Source organism: Bradyrhizobium sp. LCT2 (genome assembly GCF_009931255.1).
GTDB classification, from domain to species: Bacteria; Pseudomonadota; Alphaproteobacteria; order Rhizobiales; family Xanthobacteraceae; genus Bradyrhizobium; species Bradyrhizobium diazoefficiens.
Genome location: NZ_CP034432.1, coordinates 6,469,586 through 6,490,265, shown reverse-complemented (window position 1 = coordinate 6,490,265; position 20,680 = coordinate 6,469,586). Strand labels below are relative to the sequence as shown.

The window sequence follows — 20,680 nt, the reverse complement described above, 5'->3', positions numbered from 1 at the left end:
CCGCCGAGATTGCAAGAGCGGAGAGCGCCCGCGTCAGCAAGTCGCTCCCCGCTCGTCTGCTGCCGATGTGATGCGTCAGTATTTCTTACATTCCGGCACGGTGCGGCTCGGCAGCCCGATCTTCGAGAACACGGCCGGGTCGTAGCCGAGCGTCTGGTTCACGTTCGGGATCACCTTCACGACCTTGCTGAACAGCGCGCCCTTGCCGTCATCGACGACTTCGGTGACGAAGTTGGTGCCGATCGCCTGACGATTGGAGTCGAGCTTGATCTTGCCGTTCGGCGCGTCGAGCTCGATCTTCGCGAGCGCAGTCCTGAACTTCGACTGGTTGTCGCTGAGATCGCCATTGACCTCGCGCAGCGCCAGGATCAGGGCCATCGTCGAGCCATAGTAATTCGTCGCGAGCAGTGACGGGCTTGGGAAGCGCTTGTTGGGCGGGAAGGCGTCCTGATAGGCCTTCACGAACTTCTGCCAGCCCGGATCCTCCCAGGTATCGGCCTGGCCGCTCGCTGCGATGGTGCCGATCAGCGCGTTCTTGGCATTCCCCTTTGACGACAGGATGGTCTGGTCGATCATGATGGAGCCTCCCATCAGATGCGCCTTGCCGCCGGCCTGCTGATACTGATTGAGGAAGTTGACGGCGTCCGCCCCGCCAAGCCCGAGATAGATGGCATCGACGTCGTCGGGCAGCGCGGCGATGACGGAGGCAAAGTCCTTGGTGCCGAGCGGCACCCATTGCCGGTTGGTGACCTGGCCTCCGGCGCCGCAGAACTCGAGCACGAGGCCGAACACCTGGGTGTAGATGAAGGAGTAGTCTTCGCCGACGGTCGCGATCTTGCGATACTTCTTGTCGTCATAGGCGTATTTGCCGAGGCCGACCTGCCACTGCGCGCCGTCCATGTTGTAGCGGAAGAAGTTCGGGGCAGGATCGACATAGGTCGTTTCCTGGGCGCCGGATGCCGCATTGATGAAGGTCAGCTCGGGATGGGTCTTTGCAAAGTTCTTCACCGCGATACCCTCGTCGCCGGAGAGCGGCGACAGCAGGATCTGCACCTTGTCCTGCTCGATCAGCTTGCGGACGGCGCGCACTGCCGAATCCGGCGTCGCGTCGGTCGATGCGACGATGAACTCAAGCTCCTTGTCGCCGATTTTCTTGCCCAGCACGTTGAGTGCCGTCTGGTGGCCGCGCATGCCGTCCTCGCCCAGCACCGTGTAGGTGCCTTCGAGGGTTGCGGTCACGCCCACCTTGATCTTTTCCTGGGCGATCGCCGCGCTCGAAAGAAACAGGCTGCTCAGCGCAAGCAGTCCCACACCGCATTTCGACATTGTGCTCCTCCCTGTGTCGTCGCTTTGTTGCCGCGCCGAACCGGGCGCGACGCCCGTGGCTCTCGAACGGCCCGCGGCTTTGGAGGGAAGCTAGCTGAAGTCGAATGCGGTGCCTGCGTGGGCGCCTCGTCCGGTTTGACGGGCAGTCTCATTTTTGAATGTTGCGGCGCAAGTGATTTTGCAGTGCAATCGGCGACCGTGCCGCGCCCTGATGCGCCCGCCGTCCTCAAGGCATCTCACACCCAGCCGCCATCCACGACGTAGTGCTGAGCGGTGCAGGCGGAGGCCTCGTCCGAGGCGAGGAAGACGGTGAATTTCGCGACCTCGTCCGGCACCAGCCGGCGCTTCAGGCACTGTCGCTGCTGCAGTTCGATCTCGCCCGCCGGCGTCATCCATTTCTCAAGCTGGCGCTCGGTCATGATCCAGCCCGGCGCGATCGCGTTCACGCGGATATTGTAGGGACCGTAGTCGCGCGCCAATGAACGCGTGAGACCGACGACGCCCGACTTGCTGGCTGTGTACGCCGCCATGCCGCCTTGTCCGGCCATCCACGACACCGAGCCGAAATTGATGATGGCGCCGGCCTTCGCCGCCTTCATGTCCGGCAGCACGGCTTGCGCCGCAAAGAACTGGTGCTTCAGGTTCACCGCGATGCGGTCGTCCCAGTATTCCGGCGTCATCTCCTCGGTGTTGTGCCGTTCGTCATGTGCGGCATTGTTGACGAGGATGTTGATCGCGCCGTGCGCTTTGCGCGCCGCCGCGACGCCGGCGCGCAACGCGGCGATATCGGTCAGGTCGACGCGCTGGAAATGCGCAGCCAGATCCTGATCGGACAGCTCGCGTGCCAGGCGTTGGCCCTCGTCGGCCTTGATGTCGAAGAACACGACATTGGATTTCTGCTGCGCGAAGCGCCGCACGATCGCAGCCCCAATCCCCGATGCGCCACCAGTGACGAGAACGACCTTGCCGGCAAGGTCGGAATAAACGGCGGCCATGGGCACCTCTTTTTCTTGTGTTGCGGGCGGTGCAAGGCGCCGCCCGGTTGTCCTGCCAACCTTAACCGCTTCCGCCGTGAGGTCCATAGATCAGAATTTTAGTTGCGTACCTCAAAAATCGAAGGCAGGATTGCAGCCAAAGAATAAGAGCCGATCGGGAGGGATGTGATGAGACTGCTCGGGAAGCTGGGACTCGCCGCTGCCGCATGCCTGCTTTGGGTCAACTCTGCCGCAGCCGACACGACGGTGAAATGGCTCCACATCGAGGCCAATCCGGCCCAGGTGAAGATCTGGGAGGAGGTCGCGCGCGCCTATGAGGCGTCGCATCCGGGCGTCAAGGTCGAGATGCAGTTCCTCGAGAACGAGGCCTACAAGGCCAAGCTGCCGACCATCCTGCAATCCAAGGATCGGCCCAACATCATCTACAGCTGGGCCGGTGGCGTCCTGACGGCGCAGATCGAAGCCGGCGTCCTCGACGACATCACTGATTCCGTGAAGGGTTACAGCGACAGCCTGACGCCGGCCGCGCTCGCTGCCTTCACCGGCAATGGCCGCGTTTATGGACTTCCGACCGCGCTGTCGCAGGTCGGCTTCCTCTGCAACAGGGAACTGATGGCCAAGGCGAAGGTCGATCCCGCGGGGATCAAGAGCTGGGATGATCTGCTTGCCGCCGTCAAGACGTTGAAGGCCGCAGGCGTGACGCCGATCGTGGTCGGCGGCGCCGACAAATGGCCGTTGCACTTCTATTGGACGCATCTTGCCGTGCGCATTGGCGGCAAGCCGGCCTTCGACGCGGCGCTGCGCGGCGAGAACGGCGGCTTCGCCGGCGAAACCTTCCAGAAATCCGGCGAGCTGTTCAAGCAGCTCGTCGATCTTCAGCCGTTCCAGAACGGTTTCCTGGGCTTCAAGAATCCGCAGGCCGTCGGCTATTTCGGTGACGGCAAGGCCGCAATGACGCTCGCCATCAGCACCGTCTATCATCTGCAGCGCGCGCTCGCCGCCGACAAGGTCGGCCTCTCCGAGGACAAGATCTGCTGGTTCGATTTCCCGGTCGTCTCGGGCGGCAAGGGCGCACCGACGGATACGCTCGGCGGCATCACCGGCTGGCTGATCACCAAGGGCTCGCCGAAGGAGGCGGTCGACTTCCTGAAATACTTCGTCTCCAAGGACGTACAGACGCGGCTTGCGGCGGGCAATTTCATCATCCCGGTGGTGCAGGGCGCGGATGCCGGCCTCAACAATTCCTTCATGAAGCTGATCGCGGCCAATCTGGCGAAGTCGAACTATCACCAGAACTTCTACGACCAGAGCCTCGGTCCCTCGGTTGGCCGCGTCGTCAATGACGTCACTGCCGAAATCGCCGGCGGCAGCATGAGCCCGCAGGACGCCGCGAAAGCGATCGAGGCGGCCTGGAAGCAGGGTAACTGACGGTGGCGCGACCGATCGCGAGCGCGCCGGCGATGGGCGTTGCGCAGACATCGGTCTCGCCGACGGCGGTGCGCGGCCCCGGCTGGGACGGCCGCTTCACGGTGCTGATCCTGTTCCTGCCGCCGGCGCTGCTGCTGTTCACGCTGTTCGTGGTGGTGCCGATCGGCGAGGCCGCCTGGTACTCGGCCTTCAACTGGAATGGCTTTGGCCGGCCGACCAACTGGATCGGCTTCGACAATTACCGCTTCGTGCTCGAGACGCGCGCCTTCTGGCTCGCGCTGCGCAACAACGGCCTGATTATCGCGGTCTCGCTGCTGGTCCAGCTGCCGCTGGCGCTCACGCTGGCCTTGATGCTCGCCGAACGTTTCCGCGGGGCAGTGGCGCTGCGCATGCTGTTCTTCATGCCCTATATCCTGGCCGAGATCGCAACCGGGCTGATCTTCTCATTCGTCTATGATGGCGATTATGGCCTGGTCGCTTCGATCTGGCGTACTTTCGGCGCCGAGCCGCCGCATCTGCTGGCCTCGACCGACACGGCGATGCTGGCGGTGCTGATCGTCATCGTATGGAAGTATTTCGGCTTCCACATGATGCTGTTCATCGCCGCGCTTCAGGGCCTCGACAAGAGCCTGGTCGAGGCGGCCACCATCGATGGCGCGACGCGGTCGCAGACGCTCCGCCACGTCGTCATCCCGTTGCTCTATCCGACCATCCGCCTCTCGGTGTTCTTCGCCATCATCGGCTCGCTCCAGCTGTTCGACCTGGTGATGCCGCTGACGCGCGGGGGACCTGCGGATTCCTCCAACACGATGGTGAGCTTCCTCTACAACAACGGAATCTCCCGCATGCGCGTCGGCTACGGCAGCGCCATCGGCGTCATCCTGTTCGTGATCTGCGTGACCTTTGCCTTCACCTACAAGCGATGGTTCATGCGCGATGAATGACGCCGAGCCCGCCCGTACCCCGTTCGATCCCGCAATCCTGTTCAAGGCGCTGTTCCTCGCCGTGATCGCCGTCTTCGTGCTGGTGCCGCTGCTTGCGACCCTGCTCGGCGGCTTCAAGTCGCTCGGCGAGCTGCGCGTCAATCCGTTCGGCCTGCCCAGGCACTGGGAATGGCAGAACTATGCCGACATCCTGTTCTCAGCGCGCTACTGGCAGCTGCTCCGCAACTCCCTGGTCATCTCGACGCTCGCGGTGACGCTGACCCTGATCGTGGCCTCGATGGCCGCGTTCACCTTCGCTCATGTCAGGTTCTACGGCTCATCGATGCTGCTGAGCTACCTGACGCTGGGCCTGCTGTTTCCCGCCGCGACGGCGGTGTTGCCGCTGTTCATCAAGGTGCGCGATCTCGGGCTGCTCGATACGTATTTCGGCGTCGCACTGCCGCAGGTCGCGTTCAGCCTGGCGATGAGCGTGCTGCTGCTGCGGCGCTTCTTCAAAGACATCCCTTATGAACTGCTCGAAGCCGCGCTGGTGGACGGCTGCAGCTACATCAAGTTCTTTCGCTACGTGACGCTGCCGCTGTCACGGCCGATCCTTGCCACCGTCGGCACCATCACCTTCGTCAACAGCTGGAACGCCTATCTGCTGCCGCTGGTGATGCTCAACACCGATGCGCTCTATCCCTGGCCGCTCGGCATCATGGTTTATCAAGGCGAGTATTCGTCCGAGTGGCACCTGATCCTGGCCTTCATCACGCTGACCATCCTGCCGACGGTCATTCTCTTCCTTCTGGCGCAGAAGCACATCGTTGCCGGCCTCACCGCAGGCGCGGTCAAGGGATGAACGGAATCTCACGGAGATCACAATGAGAAGAATAGGCGTCGGAATCATCGGCTGCGGCAATATCAGCACCGCCTATCTGAAGGCGGCCCAGCGCTTCCCGGTCATGGAGGTCAAGGCGCTCGCCGACATGCGCAGCGATGCCGCGGAGCGCCAGGGCGCGGCCTTCGGCCTGCCGGGGATGCGGGTCGATCAGTTGCTGAGGCGCGACGACGTCGAGATCGTCATCAATCTCACGGTGCCGCTCGCTCACACCGACGTCAGCCTCGCCGTGCTCAATGCCGGCAAGCATGTCCATTCCGAGAAGCCGCTCGGCATCAACGTCGCGGAGGCGCGCAAGGTGATCGATCTCGCGGCGCAGAAGAACCTTCGCGTCGGCTGCGCGCCGGATACGTTCCTGGGCGGTGGACACCAGACCGCGCGCAAGCTGATCGACGACGGCGCGATCGGCACGCCGGTTGCGGGCAGCGCCTTCTTCGGCTGTCCCGGCCACGAGCGCTGGCATCCGGCGCCAGGCTTCTATTACCTGCGCGGCGGCGGGCCGATGCTGGACATGGGGCCATATTACATCACCGATCTCGTCCAGCTGCTCGGCCCGGTCGCGAGCGTGATGGGCTCGACCGCGCGTCCGAAATCCGAGCGCGTGGTGACCAGCCAGCCGATGAACGGCACGCTGATTCCGGTCGAGGTCTCGACCCATGTGGCGGGCACGCTCGAATTCGAGAGCGGGGCGGTCGTCTCGATCGCGATGAGCTTTGATGTCCCGAAGCACCGGCACGCGCCGATCGAGATCTATGGCGACAAGGGCAGCATGCTGGTGCCGGACCCGAACCGCTTCGGCGGCGAGGTGCAGGTCGCGAGGACCGGCGGTGAATGGGAGACGGTGCCGCCGACGCACGGCCATGTCGACGGCGAGTTCCGCTCGATCGGCGTCGCCGACATGGCCGCCGCGATCCTGAACAACCGGCCGCACCGCGCCAGCGGGGCGCTCGCCTTCCACGTGCTGGAGGTGATGGAGGCGTTCCAGACCTCCGCCGACGACGGGCGGCGCGTCAAGATCGAGAGCCGCGTCGAGCGGCCGGCGATGCTGCCGGCCGGACGCGAAACCGGACAGATCGACTGAGGACAGAAACATGCGCAAGGCAATGATAGTTTGGGGCGGCTGGCCGGGACACGATCCGGATCTCTGTGCCTCGATGATCCGCGGCTGGCTGAAGGCGGAAGGCTTCGAGGTGCGGATCGAAACCACGACGGCGGCGTTCGCCGATCCCGCGATTCACGATCTGTCGTTGATCATCCCGATCTACACCATGTCGAAGATCGAGAAGGCGGAAGCGCTCAATCTCTGCGCGGCGGTGCGCAGCGGCGTCGGGCTCGCCGGCCATCATGGCGGGATGTGCGACGCGTTCCGCGATTCGGTCGACTACCAGTTCCTGTGCGGCGGGCAGTGGGTTGCGCATCCCGGCAACATCATCGACTACAAGGTCGACTTGACGAAGCCGGACGACCCCATCATGAAGGGCCTGAAGAGTTTCGAGCATCGTTCAGAGCAGTATTACATGCATGTCGACCCCGCCAACGAGGTGTTGGCGACGACGACCTTCACCGGCGAGCACGCGCCCTGGATCGAGGGCGTGGTCATGCCCGTGGTGTGGAAGAAGCGCTACGGCGCGGGCAGGGTGTTCTACTCCTCGCTCGGCCACCGTGCCTACGAGCTCGACGTGCCGGAGATCCGAACGCTGATGACCCGCGGCATGCTGTGGGCGGCGCGCGAATGACAGCCGGCGCGGCGCAGCCGGTGCTTCGCGCGACGCTCGAGGATGTCGCGCGCGCGGCGGGCGTTTCGCTCGCCACCGTCGACCGCGTCGTCAACCGGCGCGAGGGCGTGCGCGCCAAGACGGTTGCGCGTGTCGAGGCCGCGGTGGCAAAACTCGGCTATCGTGCCGACGTCGCGGCCGCGCGGCTTGCCCGCGGCCAGACGTTCCGTTTCGCGTTCGTGCTGCCGACCGGCAGCAACAGCTTCATGACCAACCTGACCGAGCAGGTCCAGCGCACCGCGGACTGGCTCGCCGGCCAGCGCGGCTTCATCGATATTCTCCATGTCGACGTGTTCGATCCGGACGTGCTGGCCAGCGCGCTGGAAAACCTGTCGCCGGCCTATCAGGGCGTCGCCGTCATCGCGCTCGACCATCCGAGGGTACGCGCCGCGATCGACGAGCTCGCAGGCCGCGGGGTCGCCGTGGTGACCCTGGTGTCGGACGCGCCGAGCTCGCGCCGCCTGCACTATGTCGGTATCGACAACCCGGCCGCGGGGCGGACCGCGGCCACGCTGATGGGACGCTTCCTCGCCGGCAACGAGGGGACGGTCGCGGTGATCGCGGGATCGTTGTCGCTGCGCGATCACACCGAGCGGCAGTTCGGCTTCCACCAGATCCTGTCCAGCGAGTATCCGGATTTGCGCGCGCTCCCGGTCATCGAGGGCCGCGACGACAGCGACCGAACGCGGAAGCTCACGGCCGCGCTGCTGGCGCGCCATGCCGATCTCCGCGGCATCTATTGCTGCGGCGCCGGGAACCGTGGCATTGCTGATGCGCTCGAGGCCTCGGGCCGGGCGCGCGAGGTGGTCTGGATCACCCATGAGCTGACTCAGTATACGCGGCGCTTCCTGGTCCGCGGCACGCTCGACGCCATCATCAACCAGGACCCCGGCCACGAGGCGCGGTCCGCAGCGCGCGTCCTGCTCGCGCATTGCTCGGGTGAGCCCATCAGCCCCGACCAGGAACGCATCCGCATCGACATTTTTCTGCGGGACAATCTGCCGTAACTGCGAGCTCTGATGCGCGGCCGCTGCTCTCGCCCGATCGAGCCGGCGAGGGCGGTTCAGCCGCCGCCTTGCCAGCCGGCGGTCGCGGAGAGGGCGCGCGCGTGGGCGCTCAGGGCCGTCGCTGTCGGACCTTTCAGGTCATCGTCGAGAATACCGATGGGTCCCATCATCGTGATGGCCGCGATCATGAATCCGCCCTGGTCGAAGATCGGTGCGGACAGGGAGGTGAAGTTCGGCAGCAGCGCGTCACGACAACGGCTGATGCCGTCGCGCCGGATCGTGTCCATCATCTCCTCCACCTCGGCCTTGGTGGTTGGCGCGTCATCGACCCGCGTCTCGCGCGAGCGTTCCTCCTTGAGCTCCTGATCCAGCATTTCGCCCGTCAGCGAGCGCGGCAGATGTGCAAGAAAGTTTCGCCCCAGCGCGGACCGCAGCAGGCTCAGGACGCTTCCGACGCGCAGCTCGATGATGGGCCGGCTGGCTCCGCCCTCGACGCGATAGATGATGGTCGGTCCGCGATTGCCCCACACGCCGAGAAATACGGTGTGGCCGATCGTCGTTGCGAGTTCGGTCATGGCCGGCCGCGCGACGGCGAAGACGTCGAATTGCTCGATGGCCGCCATGCCAAGCTTCAATGCGTAGGGGCCGAGGGCATAGCAGCCGGTGTCGCTCTCCTGTCGGACGATGCCCACCGCCTGAAAGCTCACGAGATAATAGTGGACGTTGGCCGCGGACATTCCGGTGTTGGCGGCGATCATCTTCAGCGGCACGGGCCGCATTTCGGTCCTGAGGTAGTCGAGGATCTTGAAGCCGATCTCGATCGACTGAATGCCGCGCCGTCCGGGCCGTTCCGCCTTGGTGAGCTTGCCGGGTTTGGCTCCTCGTGCGGATGCGGGCGCCGGATCCGGCGGACGGGGTCGGCGCGGCTTCTTCACTGAAAATCCTTATAGATCAGGGTGTTATGACGGGTGTCGTGCTGGCGCATTATTGGGCGCGTCGCGCCGGATATTCAAGCTTGCTGTATTTGACGACATCATATGTATATGACTAAATAAAATTGCCTGAAGCGGGGCTGGGTTTGGCCGCGGGCGCAAACAGGGGAATGACGATGGATGCACGAGCGACGGCGGTACCCGCCGACCAGAATCTGACGCGCAGCGAGGAGCGGCAGGTCGTTCTCGCCTCGACCCTCGGCACCGTGTTCGAGTGGTACGACTTCTTCATCTACGGCTCGCTGGCCGTGTTCATGAGTTCGGTATTGTTTCCGCCGGACAACCCGACCGCCGCCGTGCTTGCGTCGCTCGGTGCTCTTGCGGCAGGCTTCGTGATCCGGCCGATCGGCGCAGTGGTCTTCGGCCGCATCGGCGATCTGGTCGGTCGAAAATATACCTTCCTCATCACCATCGTGATGATGGGCGGCGGCACGGCCTTGATCGGCTTCCTGCCCACCTATGCCAGCGTGGGTCATGCTGCATGGATATCTCTGGTCATGCTGCGATTAATCCAGGGCCTCGCGGTCGGCGGCGAATATGGCGGTGCCGTCATCTACGTTGCGGAGCATTCGCGTCCGGACCGGCGCGGGCTTCTGACCGGCTGGATCCAGATCACATCGTCGGTCGGGCTGGCGCTCTCCATCGCGGTCATCATCGGCACGCAGAGCGTCATGAGCGAGGCCGATTTCAAGGCCTGGGGATGGCGCGCTCCCTTCATCATCTCGATCGCGATGCTGGCGTTCTCGATCTACGTCCGAGCCAAGCTGCATGAATCGCCCGTCTTCACGCGTCTCAAGGCCGAGCGTCGCCTGTCCAGGAGCCCGGTCAGAGACACGTTCGCCCGGTGGTCCAGCCTTCGCCTGGTGTTGATCGCGCTGTTCGGTGTGACCGCGGGGATGGGGTCAACCTACTTCACCGGCCAGTTCTACGTGATGATCTTCATGCAGCAGATCGCAAGGATCGACCTGCAGACATCCTATACCCTGATGGCCATCGGCCTCGTCATCGGTGCGCCGGCTTTCGTTTTCTTCGGCTGGCTGTCCGATCGGGTCGGACGCAAATGGCTGATGATGACGGGTCTCGTACTTTCGGCGCTGTGCTACCGGCCGATGTTTTCGTCGCTGCTGGAGGCAGCAAACCCGCAGCTCGTGGCTGCGACGCGCAGCGCGCCGGTGACGGTGCACGCCGACACCACCAGCGAAGCATGCCGGTTCGGCCTTGCGGCCGCATTGCTGAGCTCGCATGGTGATCACGGCAAGCCTTGCGTCCAGGCCAAGAAGCTGTTGATTGGAAGCGGCATCAACTTCAGCTATGCCGCCCCGGTCGACGGCCAGGCCGTAGCCATGACGGTCAACGGCAAGACGATTGCCGGATACGATGCGGCGGCTTATCGCAAGGCCCTGTCCGAGGCGGGTTACCCCGCCAAGGCGGATCCCGCAAAGGTGTCGTCAGCCTACATCGTCTTTCTGCTGGTCGTCATGACCGTCATCGTCGCGATGGTCTATGGGCCGGTGGCGTCGTTCCCGGTCGAGGTGTTTCCGGCCAACATCCGATACACGGCACTTTCGTTTCCCTACCACATCGGCGCCGGCATCTTCGGTGGCTTCCTGCCGTTCTTTGCAACCTATCTTTCGCTCGCGGTCGGCGACGTGTTTGCGGGGCTCTGGTATCCGGTCGTCATTTGCACGGTCGTCGCCGTGATCGGATCGATCATGCTGCCGAACAGGCCGCAAATCGAGACGGATCACTGAGTGTGCCATGCTGGCGGGCCGCAGCAGCGGCCCGCTCTCCGTTTCCGTGCCCGGGATGACATGATGGATAGCAACCGACCGAACACCTACAAGGCGGCCGTCGTTCAGGCCGCGTCAGATCCGACAAGCTCGCTGGTGTCGGCGCAAAAGGCTGCAGCCCTGATCGAGAAGGCCGCTGGCGCCGGCGCGAGGCTGGTCGTTTTCCCCGAAGCCTTCATTGGCGGCTATCCCAAGGGAAATTCGTTCGGCGCTCCCGTCGGCATGCGCAAGCCCGAAGGACGCGAGGCGTTCCGTTCGTATTGGGAGGCGGCCATCGATCTCGATGGCGTGGAGGTCGAGACGATCGCCGCGGCGGCGGCCGCAACCGGTGCCTTTACCGTCATCGGCTGCATCGAGCGAGAGCAGGGCACGCTCTACTGCACGGCCCTGTTCTTCGACGGGGCGCGCGGGCTCGTCGGCAAGCACCGCAAGCTGATGCCGACCGCGGGCGAGCGGCTGATCTGGGGGTTCGGCGACGGCTCGACCATGCCGGTGTTCGAGACCTCGCTCGGCAATATCGGCGCCGTGATCTGCTGGGAAAACTACATGCCGATGCTGCGCATGCACATGTACAGCCAGGGCATCAGCATCTACTGCGCTCCAACCGCGGATGATCGCGATACCTGGCTTCCGACCATGCAGCATATCGCCCTGGAGGGACGCTGCTTCGTCCTGACGGCCTGTCAGCATCTCAAGCGCGGCGCCTTCCCGGCGGACTACGAGTGCGCGCTGGGTGCCGATCCCGAGACCGTGCTCATGCGCGGCGGCAGCGCCATCGTCAATCCGCTCGGCAAGGTGCTGGCGGGCCCATGCTTCGAGGGGGAGACCATCCTGTATGCCGACATTGCGCTCGATGAGGTGACGCGCGGCAAGTTTGATTTCGACGCCGCGGGGCACTATTCCCGTCCGGACGTTTTCCAGCTCGTCGTCGACGATCGACCGAAGCGGGCAGTATCAACCGTCAGCGCCGTTCGCGCGCGCAATTGAGGGACCGATGCTCTTCGATATGGGCCAGCTTCCGGCGGATGTCCGCTACAAGATTCTCACCGCGACCGTTACGCCGCGCCCCATCGCGTGGGTGACGACCCGCTCCCGGGACGGCGCCGCCAATGCCGCGCCCTTCAGCTTCTTCAACGTCCTAGGGCATGAACCGCCGACGGTCGTGCTCGGCCTGCTGCGCCATCCGAACAAGGGCTTGAAAGACACGGCGCAGAATATCGTCGAGACGGGTGAGTTCGTCGCTCACCTGGTGTCGCACCAGATGGCTGAAGCCATGAACGCGACGGCCGTCGATGCTCCGGCCGGCGTCGACGAGATCGAGATTGCGGGGCTTCAAACATGTCCTTCGCAGATGGTTGCGCCTCCGCTCATCGAGGGGTGCCCGGTGGCGTTCGAATGTCGCTCCCTCTCGGTTCACGAGACCGGGCCCCGGCAGATCGCGGTGATCGGCGAGATCGTCTGTGTTCATGTGGCCGAGCAGTTCGTGATCGATGCACAGAGAGGCTATATCGATACGGTCGGCCTCGACCTCATCGCCCGCATGCACGGGTCGGGCTGGTATGCGAGGCCTCGCGATCTCTTCCAGCTGGTGCGGCCGGCGCCGATCGAATAGGCGGCCGGCGCCGGGGCCTCCGGCCATGCCCGCCCATGGCGCCCCCTTGCGGCCGATTGACATCCAATTATTACATGTCTAAAAATATGCAAATTCATATAATTCGTGAGATGCCTGAATGGACGCGCATCCGCTCAAGCTCAGGGTCAGGTCGTATGCCGCGGAGACGCCGTTCGTACGGAGCCTTGTGCTTGGCGTGGAGGACGGCCCCGTGCCGCCATGGCGGGCAGGCGCACATATCCGCGTGTCGCTCCCGAACGGAGGGGACCGTCCGTACTCGCTGATGGCCCTGCCGGGTCTTGCCGAGGATGCGCTGGCGCTCGGGGTGCTGCGCGAGGAGGCCTCGACCGGCGGCTCGCAGTTCATGCATGCGCTGAAGATCGGCGATGTCGTCAAGGCAAGCGCGCCGGTGAACAATTTTCATCTGCACGAGGGGCCGGCGCCCGCGCTGCTGTTTGCCGGCGGCATCGGTGTCACGCCGATCCTGTCGATGGCGGCAGAGCTCACCGCCCGCGCAAATCCGTTTCGCCTGCACTACGCCGGCCGCACGCAAGGACTTCTGGCGTTCCTGCCGCATCTGCGGGAGGTCTGCGCCGATGGCCTGTCCGTTCATTACGACAACGGCGAGTCCCGTCTGGATCTTGCCGCGGCGCTCAGGGGAGCAGCCGCGAACGCCCACATCTACGTCTGCGGTCCGGCGGGGATGATAGACGCGGTGAAGGCGGCCGCGCTTGCCGAGGGCGTCCCGGCGGACCGCATTCACTACGAGCTCTTCAAGTCGGAGCAGCCGTCTTCACCCGACCTGCCGTTCGAGGTCGAGATCAGATCGACCGGACAGGTCGTCGGCGTCGCAGCCGGCCAAACCATTATCCAGGCGCTGGAGGCGGCGGGGCTCGACGTGCTCTACGATTGCCAGCGCGGCGATTGCGGCATCTGCCAGTGCGGCGTGGTCGAAGGGGTGCCCGACCATCGCGACGTCATCCTCAGCGACGACGAGAAGGCCTCCAACAAGGTCATGCAGATCTGCGTGTCGCGCGCGAAGTCGGAACGTCTGGTGCTGGATTTGTGAGGGAGGCGAGGGACGCCATGGCGAAATACGGAAGGGATGCCCACGCGATTGCCGCGCTGGTGCGCGAGGCCGAGGTTCATCGCGACGTCTATGTCGACCCCGAGATCTTCGAGCTCGAGATGGAGCATCTGTTCCCGAACAGCTGGGTCTATGTCGGGCATGCCAGCCAGTTGGCGAAGCCTGGCGATTTCATCACCGCCACGATCGGCCGCCAGCCGGTGCTGGCGAGCCGCCATACCGACGGCTCCATCCATGTGTTCTACAATCGCTGTCCGCACAAGGGCGTGAAGATCGCCTCCGAGCCCTGCGGCAACACCGGAAAGTTCTTCCGCTGCCCCTATCACGCCTGGTCCTTCAAGACCGACGGCTCGCTGCTCGCGATCCCGCTGAAGAAGGGCTACGAGGGCACCGGCTTCGGCGACACCCAGGCGAATGAGGGGCTGTCCAGGGTCAAGAACGTCGTGATCCATCGCGACTTCATCTTCGCGCGGCTCAGCGACAGCGGCGTCTCCTTCGAGGACTATTTCGGCGAAAGCCTTTCAACCATCGACAACATGGTCGACCGCTCGCCGGAGGGCAAGCTCGCCGTCCTGGCGACGCCGATCCGCTACATGCACACCTGCAACTGGAAGATGCTGGTCGAGAACCAGACCGACACCTGCCATCCGATGGTGGCGCATGAGAGCTCGGCCGGCACTGCGGTCAAGGTCTGGAAGCGCGAGCAGGGCGATTCCACGGAAACGCCGATGGCGGTGCAGCTCTACGGTCCCTTCATGAGCCCGTACGAGTTCTACGAGCAGAGCGGCATCCGGATCTGGCCGAACGGCCACGGCCATACCGGCGTCGCCAACTCCATCCATTCGAACTACTCGGATGTCCCGGGCTATCTCGACCAGATGGTCGCGGCCTACGGCGAGAAGCGGGCGCACGAGATTCTCGGCGAGGTCAGGCACAACACCGTCTATTTCCCCAACATCATGGTCAAGGGTGCCGTCCAGATCCTGCGCAACTTCATCCCGATCGCGGTCGACAAGACCCTGGTCGAGAGCTGGGTCTATCGCCTGGTCGGCGCGCCCGACAAGCTCTACGAGCGGGCGCTGATGTACAACCGCTTCATCAACGCACCGACCTCGATCGTCGGCCACGACGACCTCGAAATGTACGAGCGGGCGCAGGAAGGCCTGAAATCCAACGGCAATCAATGGGTCAATCTGCGGCGGCTCTACGAGAGCCATGAAGAGCAGGACGTCACGGCGGTGATCAACGGCACCTCCGAGCGGCAGATGCGCAACCAGTTCCACGCCTGGGCGAAATTCATGACCATGGATATGGACAAGCGTGTCGAGGCCGCCGAATGATCACCGAGAAGACGATCACGGACTTCATCTATCGCGAGGCCGAGCTGCTCGACACGATGCAGTGGCAGGCCTGGCTCGATCTGTTTCACCCCGAGGGGCGCTACTGGATGCCGCTCGAATGGCAGCAGCAGGATCCGGTGCTCCAGCCGTCGCTGATGTATGAGGACCTGCTGCTCCTGAAGGTGCGGGTCGAGCGTCTGGCCGGCGAGCGCACCTTCAGCCAGAAGCCGAAGAGCCGTTGCCATCATCTTTTGCAGGCGCCGCAGATCGTGGCGTGCGATACGGCTGCCGGCGTGTTCAGGGCGCGGACGTCCTACATCTACACCGAGACGCGCGGCGACATGCTGGAGCGCTATTCGGGATGGGCCTCGCACGATCTCGTCCAGGTCGGCGATGCCCTGAAGATCAAGCTCAAGCGCGTCGATCTCGTCAATTTCGACGCGCCGTTCGGCAACATCCAGCTCTTCATGTGAGACGAATTTGACCGCAGCGACCACAGTCTACGCCCGATTTCGCGAGACCGCGCTTCGCCGCGGCGAGGCGGGCTTCCTCAACGTGCTGCCGGAGACGGCCGCCATCTACGGCATCGCGGCGGGCGAGATCACCTATCGCGCCATGCTCGAGCGGGTCGAGCGCTGGCGCGCCGCGTTCGCGGGCCGCGGCTACGGCGAAGGCCACAGGGTCGGGCTGCTGCTCCAGAACAGGCCGGTGTTCGTCGAGCTGTGGTTCGCGCTCAACGCGCTCGGCGTCTCCGTGGTGCCGATCAATCCGGATTTGCGGCTGAGCGAGTTCGAATACATCATCGCGCATTCCGAGATGAACGCGGCGTTCGTGCTTGCCGAGCGGCGCGACGAGGTCGTGACGGCGGCGCGCCAGGCCGGTCGGCCGATCCCCGTCGTGACCAGCGAGGACGACGTGCCCGCGCCATTCGGCGGCGTGCGGCCGGCGAGCACGGGTGACGGCGCGACCGAATGCGCGCTGCTCTATACGTCGGGGACGACAGGTCAGCCCAAGGGCTGCGTGCTCACCAACACCTATTTCCTGCATTCCGGAAACTGGTATCGCGACGTCGGCGGGCTGATCGCGCTCAAGCCCGACGGCGAGCGCATGATCACGCCGCTGCCGCTGTTCCACATGAACGCGATGGCGGTGTCGCTGATGGCGATGCTGTCGGTCGGCGGCAGCCTGACCATGCTCGATCGCTTCCATCCGCGCAGTTGGTGGGCTTCCGTGCGCGACAGCCGCGCGACCTGCCTGCATTATCTCGGCGTCATGCCCTCGATGCTGATGAGCGCGCCGCCGTCGGAGCAGGACCGCGCGCACACCGTTCGCTTCGGCTTCGGTGCCGGCGTCGACAAGCTGCTGCACGCGCCGTTCGAGGACCGCTTCGGCTTTCCGCTGCTGGAGGCCTGGGCGATGACCGAGACGGGCAGCGGCGGCGTCATCGCCGCCAATGTCGAGCCGCGCAAGATCGGCACCAGCTGCTTCGGGCGACCCGCACCCGAAGTTGACGTTCGTATCGTTGATGACAGCGGCAATGACGCCCCAATTGGGACGCCGGGCGAGCTCCTGGTGCGGCGGGCAGGCGCCGACCCGCGCTACGGCTTCTTCCGCGAATATCTGAAAAACCCGGAGGCGACCGCCGAGGCGTGGGAGGGCGGCTGGCTGCATACCGGCGATATCGTGTCGCGCGATGTGGATGGCGATCTCCATTTCGTCGATCGCAAGAAGAACGTGATCCGCCGGTCCGGTGAGAACATTGCCGCGGTCGAGGTCGAGTCCGTCCTCAACCGCCATCCCGCGATCCGGCAGGCCGCGGTTGCGGCGACGCCCGATCAGGTGCGCGGCGACGAGGTTGCCGCCGTCATCATCGCCGAGGAGGCCGGCGCCGGCCGCGCGCTCGCCGAGGACGTCGTCCGCTGGAGCCTGGAGCAGATGGCCTATTACAAGGCGCCGGGCTGGATCTGCTTCGTCGACAGCCTGCCGCTGACCGCGACCGAGAAGATCCAGCGCGGCGGGCTGAAGGATTTTGTCGCAAGGTTGATGCGCGATGGCGCCTTCTTCGACCTCCGCGACCTCAAGCGGCGTCAGGTCTGACGGGGTAGGGAATCGATCATGAGCGAGATCCGCACCACACTCATCACCGGCGGCAATTCGGGGATCGGCGAGGCGCTGGCGAGAAAGCTCGTCGAGAAGGGGCAGCGCGTGGTCTCGGTCGGGCTGGAGAAGCCTGATTGGACCCATGATCTGCTCGCGGCCTATCGCGCCGATCTGACCGACATCGCGGAGACGCGCGCGATCGCGCAGGAGATCGGCCGGAATCACGCCATCGACTGCCTCGTGCACAATGCGGGCGTCATCCTGCCGAACCTGCTGCCCGACGCGAAGCCGGAAGACATTCTGATGCTGGCGCAGTTGCACCTCGGCGCGCCGATGCTGCTGACCCAGGCGGCGCTGGAAGGGATGCTGTCGCGTCGCTTCGGGCGCATCGTGTTCGTCTCTTCGCGGGCGGCGATGGGCGCGGCGACGCGCTCGGCCTATTCGGCGACCAAGGCCGGCGTGCATGGCATGGCGCGGACCTGGGCGCTGGAGCTCGCCGCGAGCGGCATCACCGTGAACGTGGTCGCGCCGGGGCCGATCCTGACCGACAATTTCTGGGGCGTCATTCCCAAGGGCTCCGAGCAGCAGGCGCGGATGGCGCGCAACGTCCCGGTCGGGCGGCTCGGCTCGCGCGAGGACGTGGCGCACGCCATCACCTTCTTCCTCGACGAACGTTCCGATTTCGTCACCGGCCAGGTGCTCTATGTCTGCGGCGGTACCAGCCTCGTGGGCCTGGGGCCGTAAGCGCTATTCGGCGGGCAAAATTGGACGCCGCCGATTGACGGTCATCTAGCGGGAGCTATCCGGCCGACACTCCGCGCTGCGTGACGGCCCCGCATTGTGCACGTCAACGGATTATCCGGTCGACAACCCGTGTGGCACGGTCGATCTCCCTCTCATTCCATGCCGCAAATCCAAGAAACAATCCTCGCTCTTTTGATTTGTGAAACAGCTTGCCCGACAACGGGCGATATTGCGCCAGCCTCGAAGAGTTGTGCCGTAAGTTTCCCCGGCTTGAAGGGCGTGGACGCCATCGGCGGCCAAGCTGCGCGGCACATGGAGGCGTTGGCCGGTGGTCGGGCGTCCGCTCGTAATGCGCGTCCTCACCCCCCAGACAGTTGCAGCAACAAGGTCTGCTCACTCCCGGCGACAAGAGCAGCGTCCCCTCCAGCAAGAGCATCTTTCTGGCTCTCTGTATTTTTTGGAACTGGCCCTTTTCATAGAGCCACCTGAAACCTTATGCCAAATGCAAATTTGGTCGCGCTATTTGAGCGGAATGTCCCAGGGTTTACTTGCGATTCCAGACGTTGGCATCATGAGCGCCGCCATCAGCCTCAATGACCCCGTTGAGCCATCGTAGTTTCTGGCAATGGGCCTAATCATCGGCGGATCGCTCTTGGCGCATCAAGAACGGAACTCAGAGTGATGATATGCGGTCCCACCTCCAACCGCGCGGTGCATGCAGACCCGACAATCTAGTGGAGCGGATATGATTGGATTGTTCTTCGAAGTTATGCCGCGACCAGGACACGAGCAGGCCTATTTCGATATTGCCGCCGGTCTACGACCCGAATTGGACAAGAATCCCGGCCTTCTGTTCATTGACCGCTTCAAAAGCGTCGGTCGGCCAGGCATCGTGCTTTCGCACTCTCACTGGCGCGATGAGGCAAGCCTTGCCGGATGGCGTACCCACGCAAAGCATCATGCCGCGCAAATCGCGGGAAGAAAGCTGCACTTCGAGGACTATCGCCTGCGCATCGGCCAGCTCGTCTGCGAGTGGACTCCTCAAGCCGGCGCTCCGCGTCAATTCGAAACCACCAACAGCTACAACGACCCGGTTCTGCGGCCAGAACGATTCATGATCGTTTCCACCGCCAACTCGCCCATCCAAGCGGGCGTTGAAGGTGACCTTCTGGCGAGCATTTCTCGCGAGCGAGAATACATCGTCCTGGCCCTGGCATCGTCGCTTGCAGACGGGCTTCGAATGGCAGAGGAATTCTTGTTGGCAGGCGTCGTGACATCGATCCGATTGTATCTCGTGTCTCGCGACTACGGCATGTTCGATCGAAAGGAGGCGCCTCAATATTATCCGCCCGTGACCCAGGTTCAAGAGCTTGGCTCGAAGCCGACTGATGCTGGTTTGTGACAGCATACGGTGGAGAGATGACGAAAGAGCGACGTAAGATTACTGTCGGGCTGCTGTTTGGAGGGCGCTCGGCTGAGCACGAAGTCTCCAGGGCATCCGCTGCCAATATCCTTCGAGCTCTGAACAGCGATCGCTATGACGTTTATCTCATAGGCATATCGCGAGATGGTCGCTGGTTTGCCTGCGATTCAGGGAATGGCGCGGGAACGGGTTCTACAGCGCTCACAATTTCGGACGAGGCACCGGAGATCGGCCTTGTGCCGGGCGGGCGAGGCCGCCTCGTTCATTGCGACGGACCAACAGGAAGTGACGCGGGGAGTATCGACGTTGCATTTCCGATCTTGCACGGGCCGAACGGAGAAGACGGGACGGTGCAGGGAGCACTGGAATTAGCCGACGTGTCGTTCGTCGGTTCGTCGGTGACGGGTTCTGCCGTGGCGATGGACAAGGAAGTTTCCAAGCGGCTGATGCGCGACGCTGGCCTTCCCGTGGTGCCGTTCCTAACAACGACTGCCTCGTCCCGAATCGAATACGCTGCGGCAGTTGCCGCGCTCGGGACGCCGGATTTGTTCGTAAAGCCCGCCAATCTGGGATCTTCGGTCGGCGTCTCCCGCGCGCGGTCCGAGGAGGAATTCGCAGCGTCGTGTGCTCTCGCGTTCCGCTACGACCGCAAGATCCTGGTCGAGCAAGCTCTGAACGGAGCGCGGGAGATCGAGTGTTCTGTCCTGGAGGAATCGACAGGTGATATTCGAGCGTCTGGGCTCGGCGAGATTGTTCCCGCGAGCGAGCACGGCTTCTATTCGTATCAGGCAAAATATATCGACGCCGATGGCGCCGCTCTGCACATCCCGGCAGACCTTCCCCTGCTACAGGCTCGCCGTCTTCAGGAACTTGCCGTTGAAGTCTTCAACGTGCTCTGCTGCGAAGGTATGGCCAGAGTCGACTTCTTTGTTCAAGGCGATGAAGTCTTTGTCAACGAGGCGAACACGTTGCCAGGGTTCACATGGAGCAGCATGTACCCCAAGCTTTGGGAAGCAAGCGGCTTGTCTCAAACCGACCTCATGGACAAGCTAATCGCGCACGCGTTTGCGCGCCACGAGCGACGTCGTGCCTTAAGCTTCGGTTGACAAGAATGCGGCGGATAGGACCCAACTAAGGAGCCCTCTGATCTCGCCGCGGAACCAGAGCGACGCGTTACATCTGCATCCGCGTGCTGCCGGCTGGGGAGTGGCGCCGAGGGGAAATATGAGGAAGACGG

The 20,680-nt window shown here is 63.9% G+C and carries 19 protein-coding genes; 16 read left to right on the top strand and 3 right to left on the bottom strand.

Annotation, left to right across the window (positions count from 1 at the left end; all coding sequences use genetic code 11):
• Positions 1-75: 75 nt before the first annotated feature.
• A complete protein-coding gene (locus EI171_RS31055) occupies positions 76-1,326 on the bottom strand; it encodes an ABC transporter substrate-binding protein (protein WP_011086171.1) in 1,251 nt (416 codons plus the stop codon).
• A gap of 236 nt (positions 1,327-1,562) precedes the next feature.
• Positions 1,563-2,321 (bottom strand): SDR family NAD(P)-dependent oxidoreductase, encoded by a 759-nt coding sequence (locus tag EI171_RS31050; RefSeq protein ID WP_161535574.1) that lies wholly within the window; start codon positions 2,319-2,321, stop codon positions 1,563-1,565.
• A gap of 168 nt (positions 2,322-2,489) precedes the next feature.
• Between EI171_RS31050 and EI171_RS31045 the strand changes: the two genes are divergently transcribed.
• The 6 genes from EI171_RS31045 to EI171_RS31020 are packed head-to-tail and all read left to right on the top strand — an operon-like array spanning position 2,490 to position 8,355.
• Complete coding sequence (locus tag EI171_RS31045; RefSeq protein ID WP_161535573.1) at positions 2,490-3,749, top strand: extracellular solute-binding protein; 1,260 nt, start codon at positions 2,490-2,492, stop codon at positions 3,747-3,749.
• Positions 3,750-3,751: 2 nt separating this feature from the next.
• Positions 3,752-4,693: a carbohydrate ABC transporter permease gene (locus EI171_RS31040; protein ID WP_161535572.1), complete on the top strand. Its 942-nt coding sequence runs from the start codon at positions 3,752-3,754 to the stop codon at positions 4,691-4,693.
• A complete protein-coding gene (locus tag EI171_RS31035) occupies positions 4,686-5,534 on the top strand; it encodes a carbohydrate ABC transporter permease (RefSeq protein ID WP_161535571.1) in 849 nt (282 codons plus the stop codon). The genes EI171_RS31040 and EI171_RS31035 overlap by 8 nt, the downstream gene beginning before the upstream one ends.
• 22 nt (positions 5,535-5,556) lie before the next feature.
• A complete protein-coding gene (locus tag EI171_RS31030) occupies positions 5,557-6,654 on the top strand; it encodes a Gfo/Idh/MocA family protein (protein WP_161535570.1) in 1,098 nt (365 codons plus the stop codon).
• Between the two features lie 10 nt (positions 6,655-6,664).
• On the top strand, positions 6,665-7,309 hold the full coding sequence (locus EI171_RS31025; protein WP_018643025.1) for a ThuA domain-containing protein: 645 nt from the start codon (positions 6,665-6,667) through the stop codon (positions 7,307-7,309).
• Positions 7,306-8,355: a LacI family DNA-binding transcriptional regulator gene (locus tag EI171_RS31020; protein ID WP_011086178.1), complete on the top strand. Its 1,050-nt coding sequence runs from the start codon at positions 7,306-7,308 to the stop codon at positions 8,353-8,355. Before EI171_RS31025 ends, EI171_RS31020 begins: the two co-directional genes overlap by 4 nt.
• Before the next feature lie 56 nt (positions 8,356-8,411).
• Here EI171_RS31020 and EI171_RS31015 read toward each other — a convergent pair whose 3' ends face one another.
• Complete coding sequence (locus EI171_RS31015; protein ID WP_161535569.1) at positions 8,412-9,290, bottom strand: IclR family transcriptional regulator; 879 nt, start codon at positions 9,288-9,290, stop codon at positions 8,412-8,414.
• 173 nt (positions 9,291-9,463) lie between these two features.
• Here EI171_RS31015 and EI171_RS31010 point away from each other — a divergent pair, with 173 nt between their 5' ends.
• The 10 genes from EI171_RS31010 (at position 9,464) to EI171_RS30965 (ending at position 20,549) form a co-directional block, all read left to right on the top strand.
• Complete coding sequence (locus tag EI171_RS31010) at positions 9,464-11,098, top strand: MFS transporter (RefSeq protein WP_246740309.1); 1,635 nt, start codon at positions 9,464-9,466, stop codon at positions 11,096-11,098.
• A 60-nt stretch (positions 11,099-11,158) separates the two neighbouring features.
• The gene (locus EI171_RS31005) at positions 11,159-12,124 is read left to right on the top strand and encodes a nitrilase (protein ID WP_161535567.1); all 966 of its coding nucleotides are present in this window, start codon (positions 11,159-11,161) and stop codon (positions 12,122-12,124) included.
• 19 nt (positions 12,125-12,143) lie between these two features.
• On the top strand, positions 12,144-12,749 hold the full coding sequence (locus EI171_RS31000; protein ID WP_246740308.1) for a flavin reductase family protein: 606 nt from the start codon (positions 12,144-12,146) through the stop codon (positions 12,747-12,749).
• Between the two features lie 118 nt (positions 12,750-12,867).
• On the top strand, positions 12,868-13,818 hold the full coding sequence (locus EI171_RS30995) for a PDR/VanB family oxidoreductase (RefSeq protein WP_161535565.1): 951 nt from the start codon (positions 12,868-12,870) through the stop codon (positions 13,816-13,818).
• 17 nt (positions 13,819-13,835) lie between these two features.
• A complete protein-coding gene (locus EI171_RS30990; RefSeq protein WP_161535564.1) occupies positions 13,836-15,176 on the top strand; it encodes a Rieske 2Fe-2S domain-containing protein in 1,341 nt (446 codons plus the stop codon).
• Positions 15,173-15,649, top strand: coding sequence for an aromatic-ring-hydroxylating dioxygenase subunit beta (locus EI171_RS30985; protein ID WP_161535563.1), 477 nt, complete (start codon positions 15,173-15,175; stop codon positions 15,647-15,649). The genes EI171_RS30990 and EI171_RS30985 overlap by 4 nt, the downstream gene beginning before the upstream one ends.
• A gap of 7 nt (positions 15,650-15,656) precedes the next feature.
• Positions 15,657-17,273 (top strand): ATP-dependent acyl-CoA ligase, encoded by a 1,617-nt coding sequence (locus EI171_RS30980; protein WP_161535562.1) that lies wholly within the window; start codon positions 15,657-15,659, stop codon positions 17,271-17,273.
• Between the two features lie 18 nt (positions 17,274-17,291).
• Complete coding sequence (locus EI171_RS30975; RefSeq protein WP_028172016.1) at positions 17,292-18,020, top strand: SDR family NAD(P)-dependent oxidoreductase; 729 nt, start codon at positions 17,292-17,294, stop codon at positions 18,018-18,020.
• 745 nt (positions 18,021-18,765) lie between these two features.
• Complete coding sequence (locus EI171_RS30970) at positions 18,766-19,422, top strand: antibiotic biosynthesis monooxygenase (RefSeq protein ID WP_161535561.1); 657 nt, start codon at positions 18,766-18,768, stop codon at positions 19,420-19,422.
• Between the two features lie 17 nt (positions 19,423-19,439).
• Positions 19,440-20,549 carry a D-alanine--D-alanine ligase family protein gene (locus EI171_RS30965; protein ID WP_202633032.1) on the top strand — a complete coding sequence of 370 codons (1,110 nt, stop codon included), beginning with the start codon at positions 19,440-19,442 and terminating at the stop codon, positions 20,547-20,549.
• Positions 20,550-20,680: the final 131 nt, after the last annotated feature.

Bases quoted from the DNA above. Each gene is read 5' to 3' on its own strand.
- EI171_RS31010 (WP_246740309.1), top strand. From the start codon at position 9,464: ATGGATGCACGAGCGACGGCGGTACCCGCCGACCAGAATCTGACGCGC.
- EI171_RS31025 (WP_018643025.1), top strand. From the start codon at position 6,665: ATGCGCAAGGCAATGATAGTTTGGGGCGGCTGGCCGGGACACGATCCG.
- EI171_RS30990 (WP_161535564.1), top strand. From the start codon at position 13,836: ATGGCGAAATACGGAAGGGATGCCCACGCGATTGCCGCGCTGGTGCGC.
- EI171_RS31055 (WP_011086171.1), bottom strand. From the start codon at position 1,326: ATGTCGAAATGCGGTGTGGGACTGCTTGCGCTGAGCAGCCTGTTTCTT.
- EI171_RS31005 (WP_161535567.1), top strand. From the start codon at position 11,159: ATGATGGATAGCAACCGACCGAACACCTACAAGGCGGCCGTCGTTCAG.
- EI171_RS31035 (WP_161535571.1), top strand. From the start codon at position 4,686: ATGAATGACGCCGAGCCCGCCCGTACCCCGTTCGATCCCGCAATCCTG.
- EI171_RS30975 (WP_028172016.1), top strand. From the start codon at position 17,292: ATGAGCGAGATCCGCACCACACTCATCACCGGCGGCAATTCGGGGATC.
- EI171_RS31000 (WP_246740308.1), top strand. From the start codon at position 12,144: ATGGGCCAGCTTCCGGCGGATGTCCGCTACAAGATTCTCACCGCGACC.
- EI171_RS31030 (WP_161535570.1), top strand. From the start codon at position 5,557: ATGAGAAGAATAGGCGTCGGAATCATCGGCTGCGGCAATATCAGCACC.
- EI171_RS31020 (WP_011086178.1), top strand. From the start codon at position 7,306: ATGACAGCCGGCGCGGCGCAGCCGGTGCTTCGCGCGACGCTCGAGGAT.
- EI171_RS30970 (WP_161535561.1), top strand. From the start codon at position 18,766: ATGATTGGATTGTTCTTCGAAGTTATGCCGCGACCAGGACACGAGCAG.
- EI171_RS30965 (WP_202633032.1), top strand. From the start codon at position 19,440: ATGACGAAAGAGCGACGTAAGATTACTGTCGGGCTGCTGTTTGGAGGG.
- EI171_RS31045 (WP_161535573.1), top strand. From the start codon at position 2,490: ATGAGACTGCTCGGGAAGCTGGGACTCGCCGCTGCCGCATGCCTGCTT.
- EI171_RS30985 (WP_161535563.1), top strand. From the start codon at position 15,173: ATGATCACCGAGAAGACGATCACGGACTTCATCTATCGCGAGGCCGAG.
- EI171_RS30995 (WP_161535565.1), top strand. From the start codon at position 12,868: ATGGACGCGCATCCGCTCAAGCTCAGGGTCAGGTCGTATGCCGCGGAG.
- EI171_RS31050 (WP_161535574.1), bottom strand. From the start codon at position 2,321: ATGGCCGCCGTTTATTCCGACCTTGCCGGCAAGGTCGTTCTCGTCACT.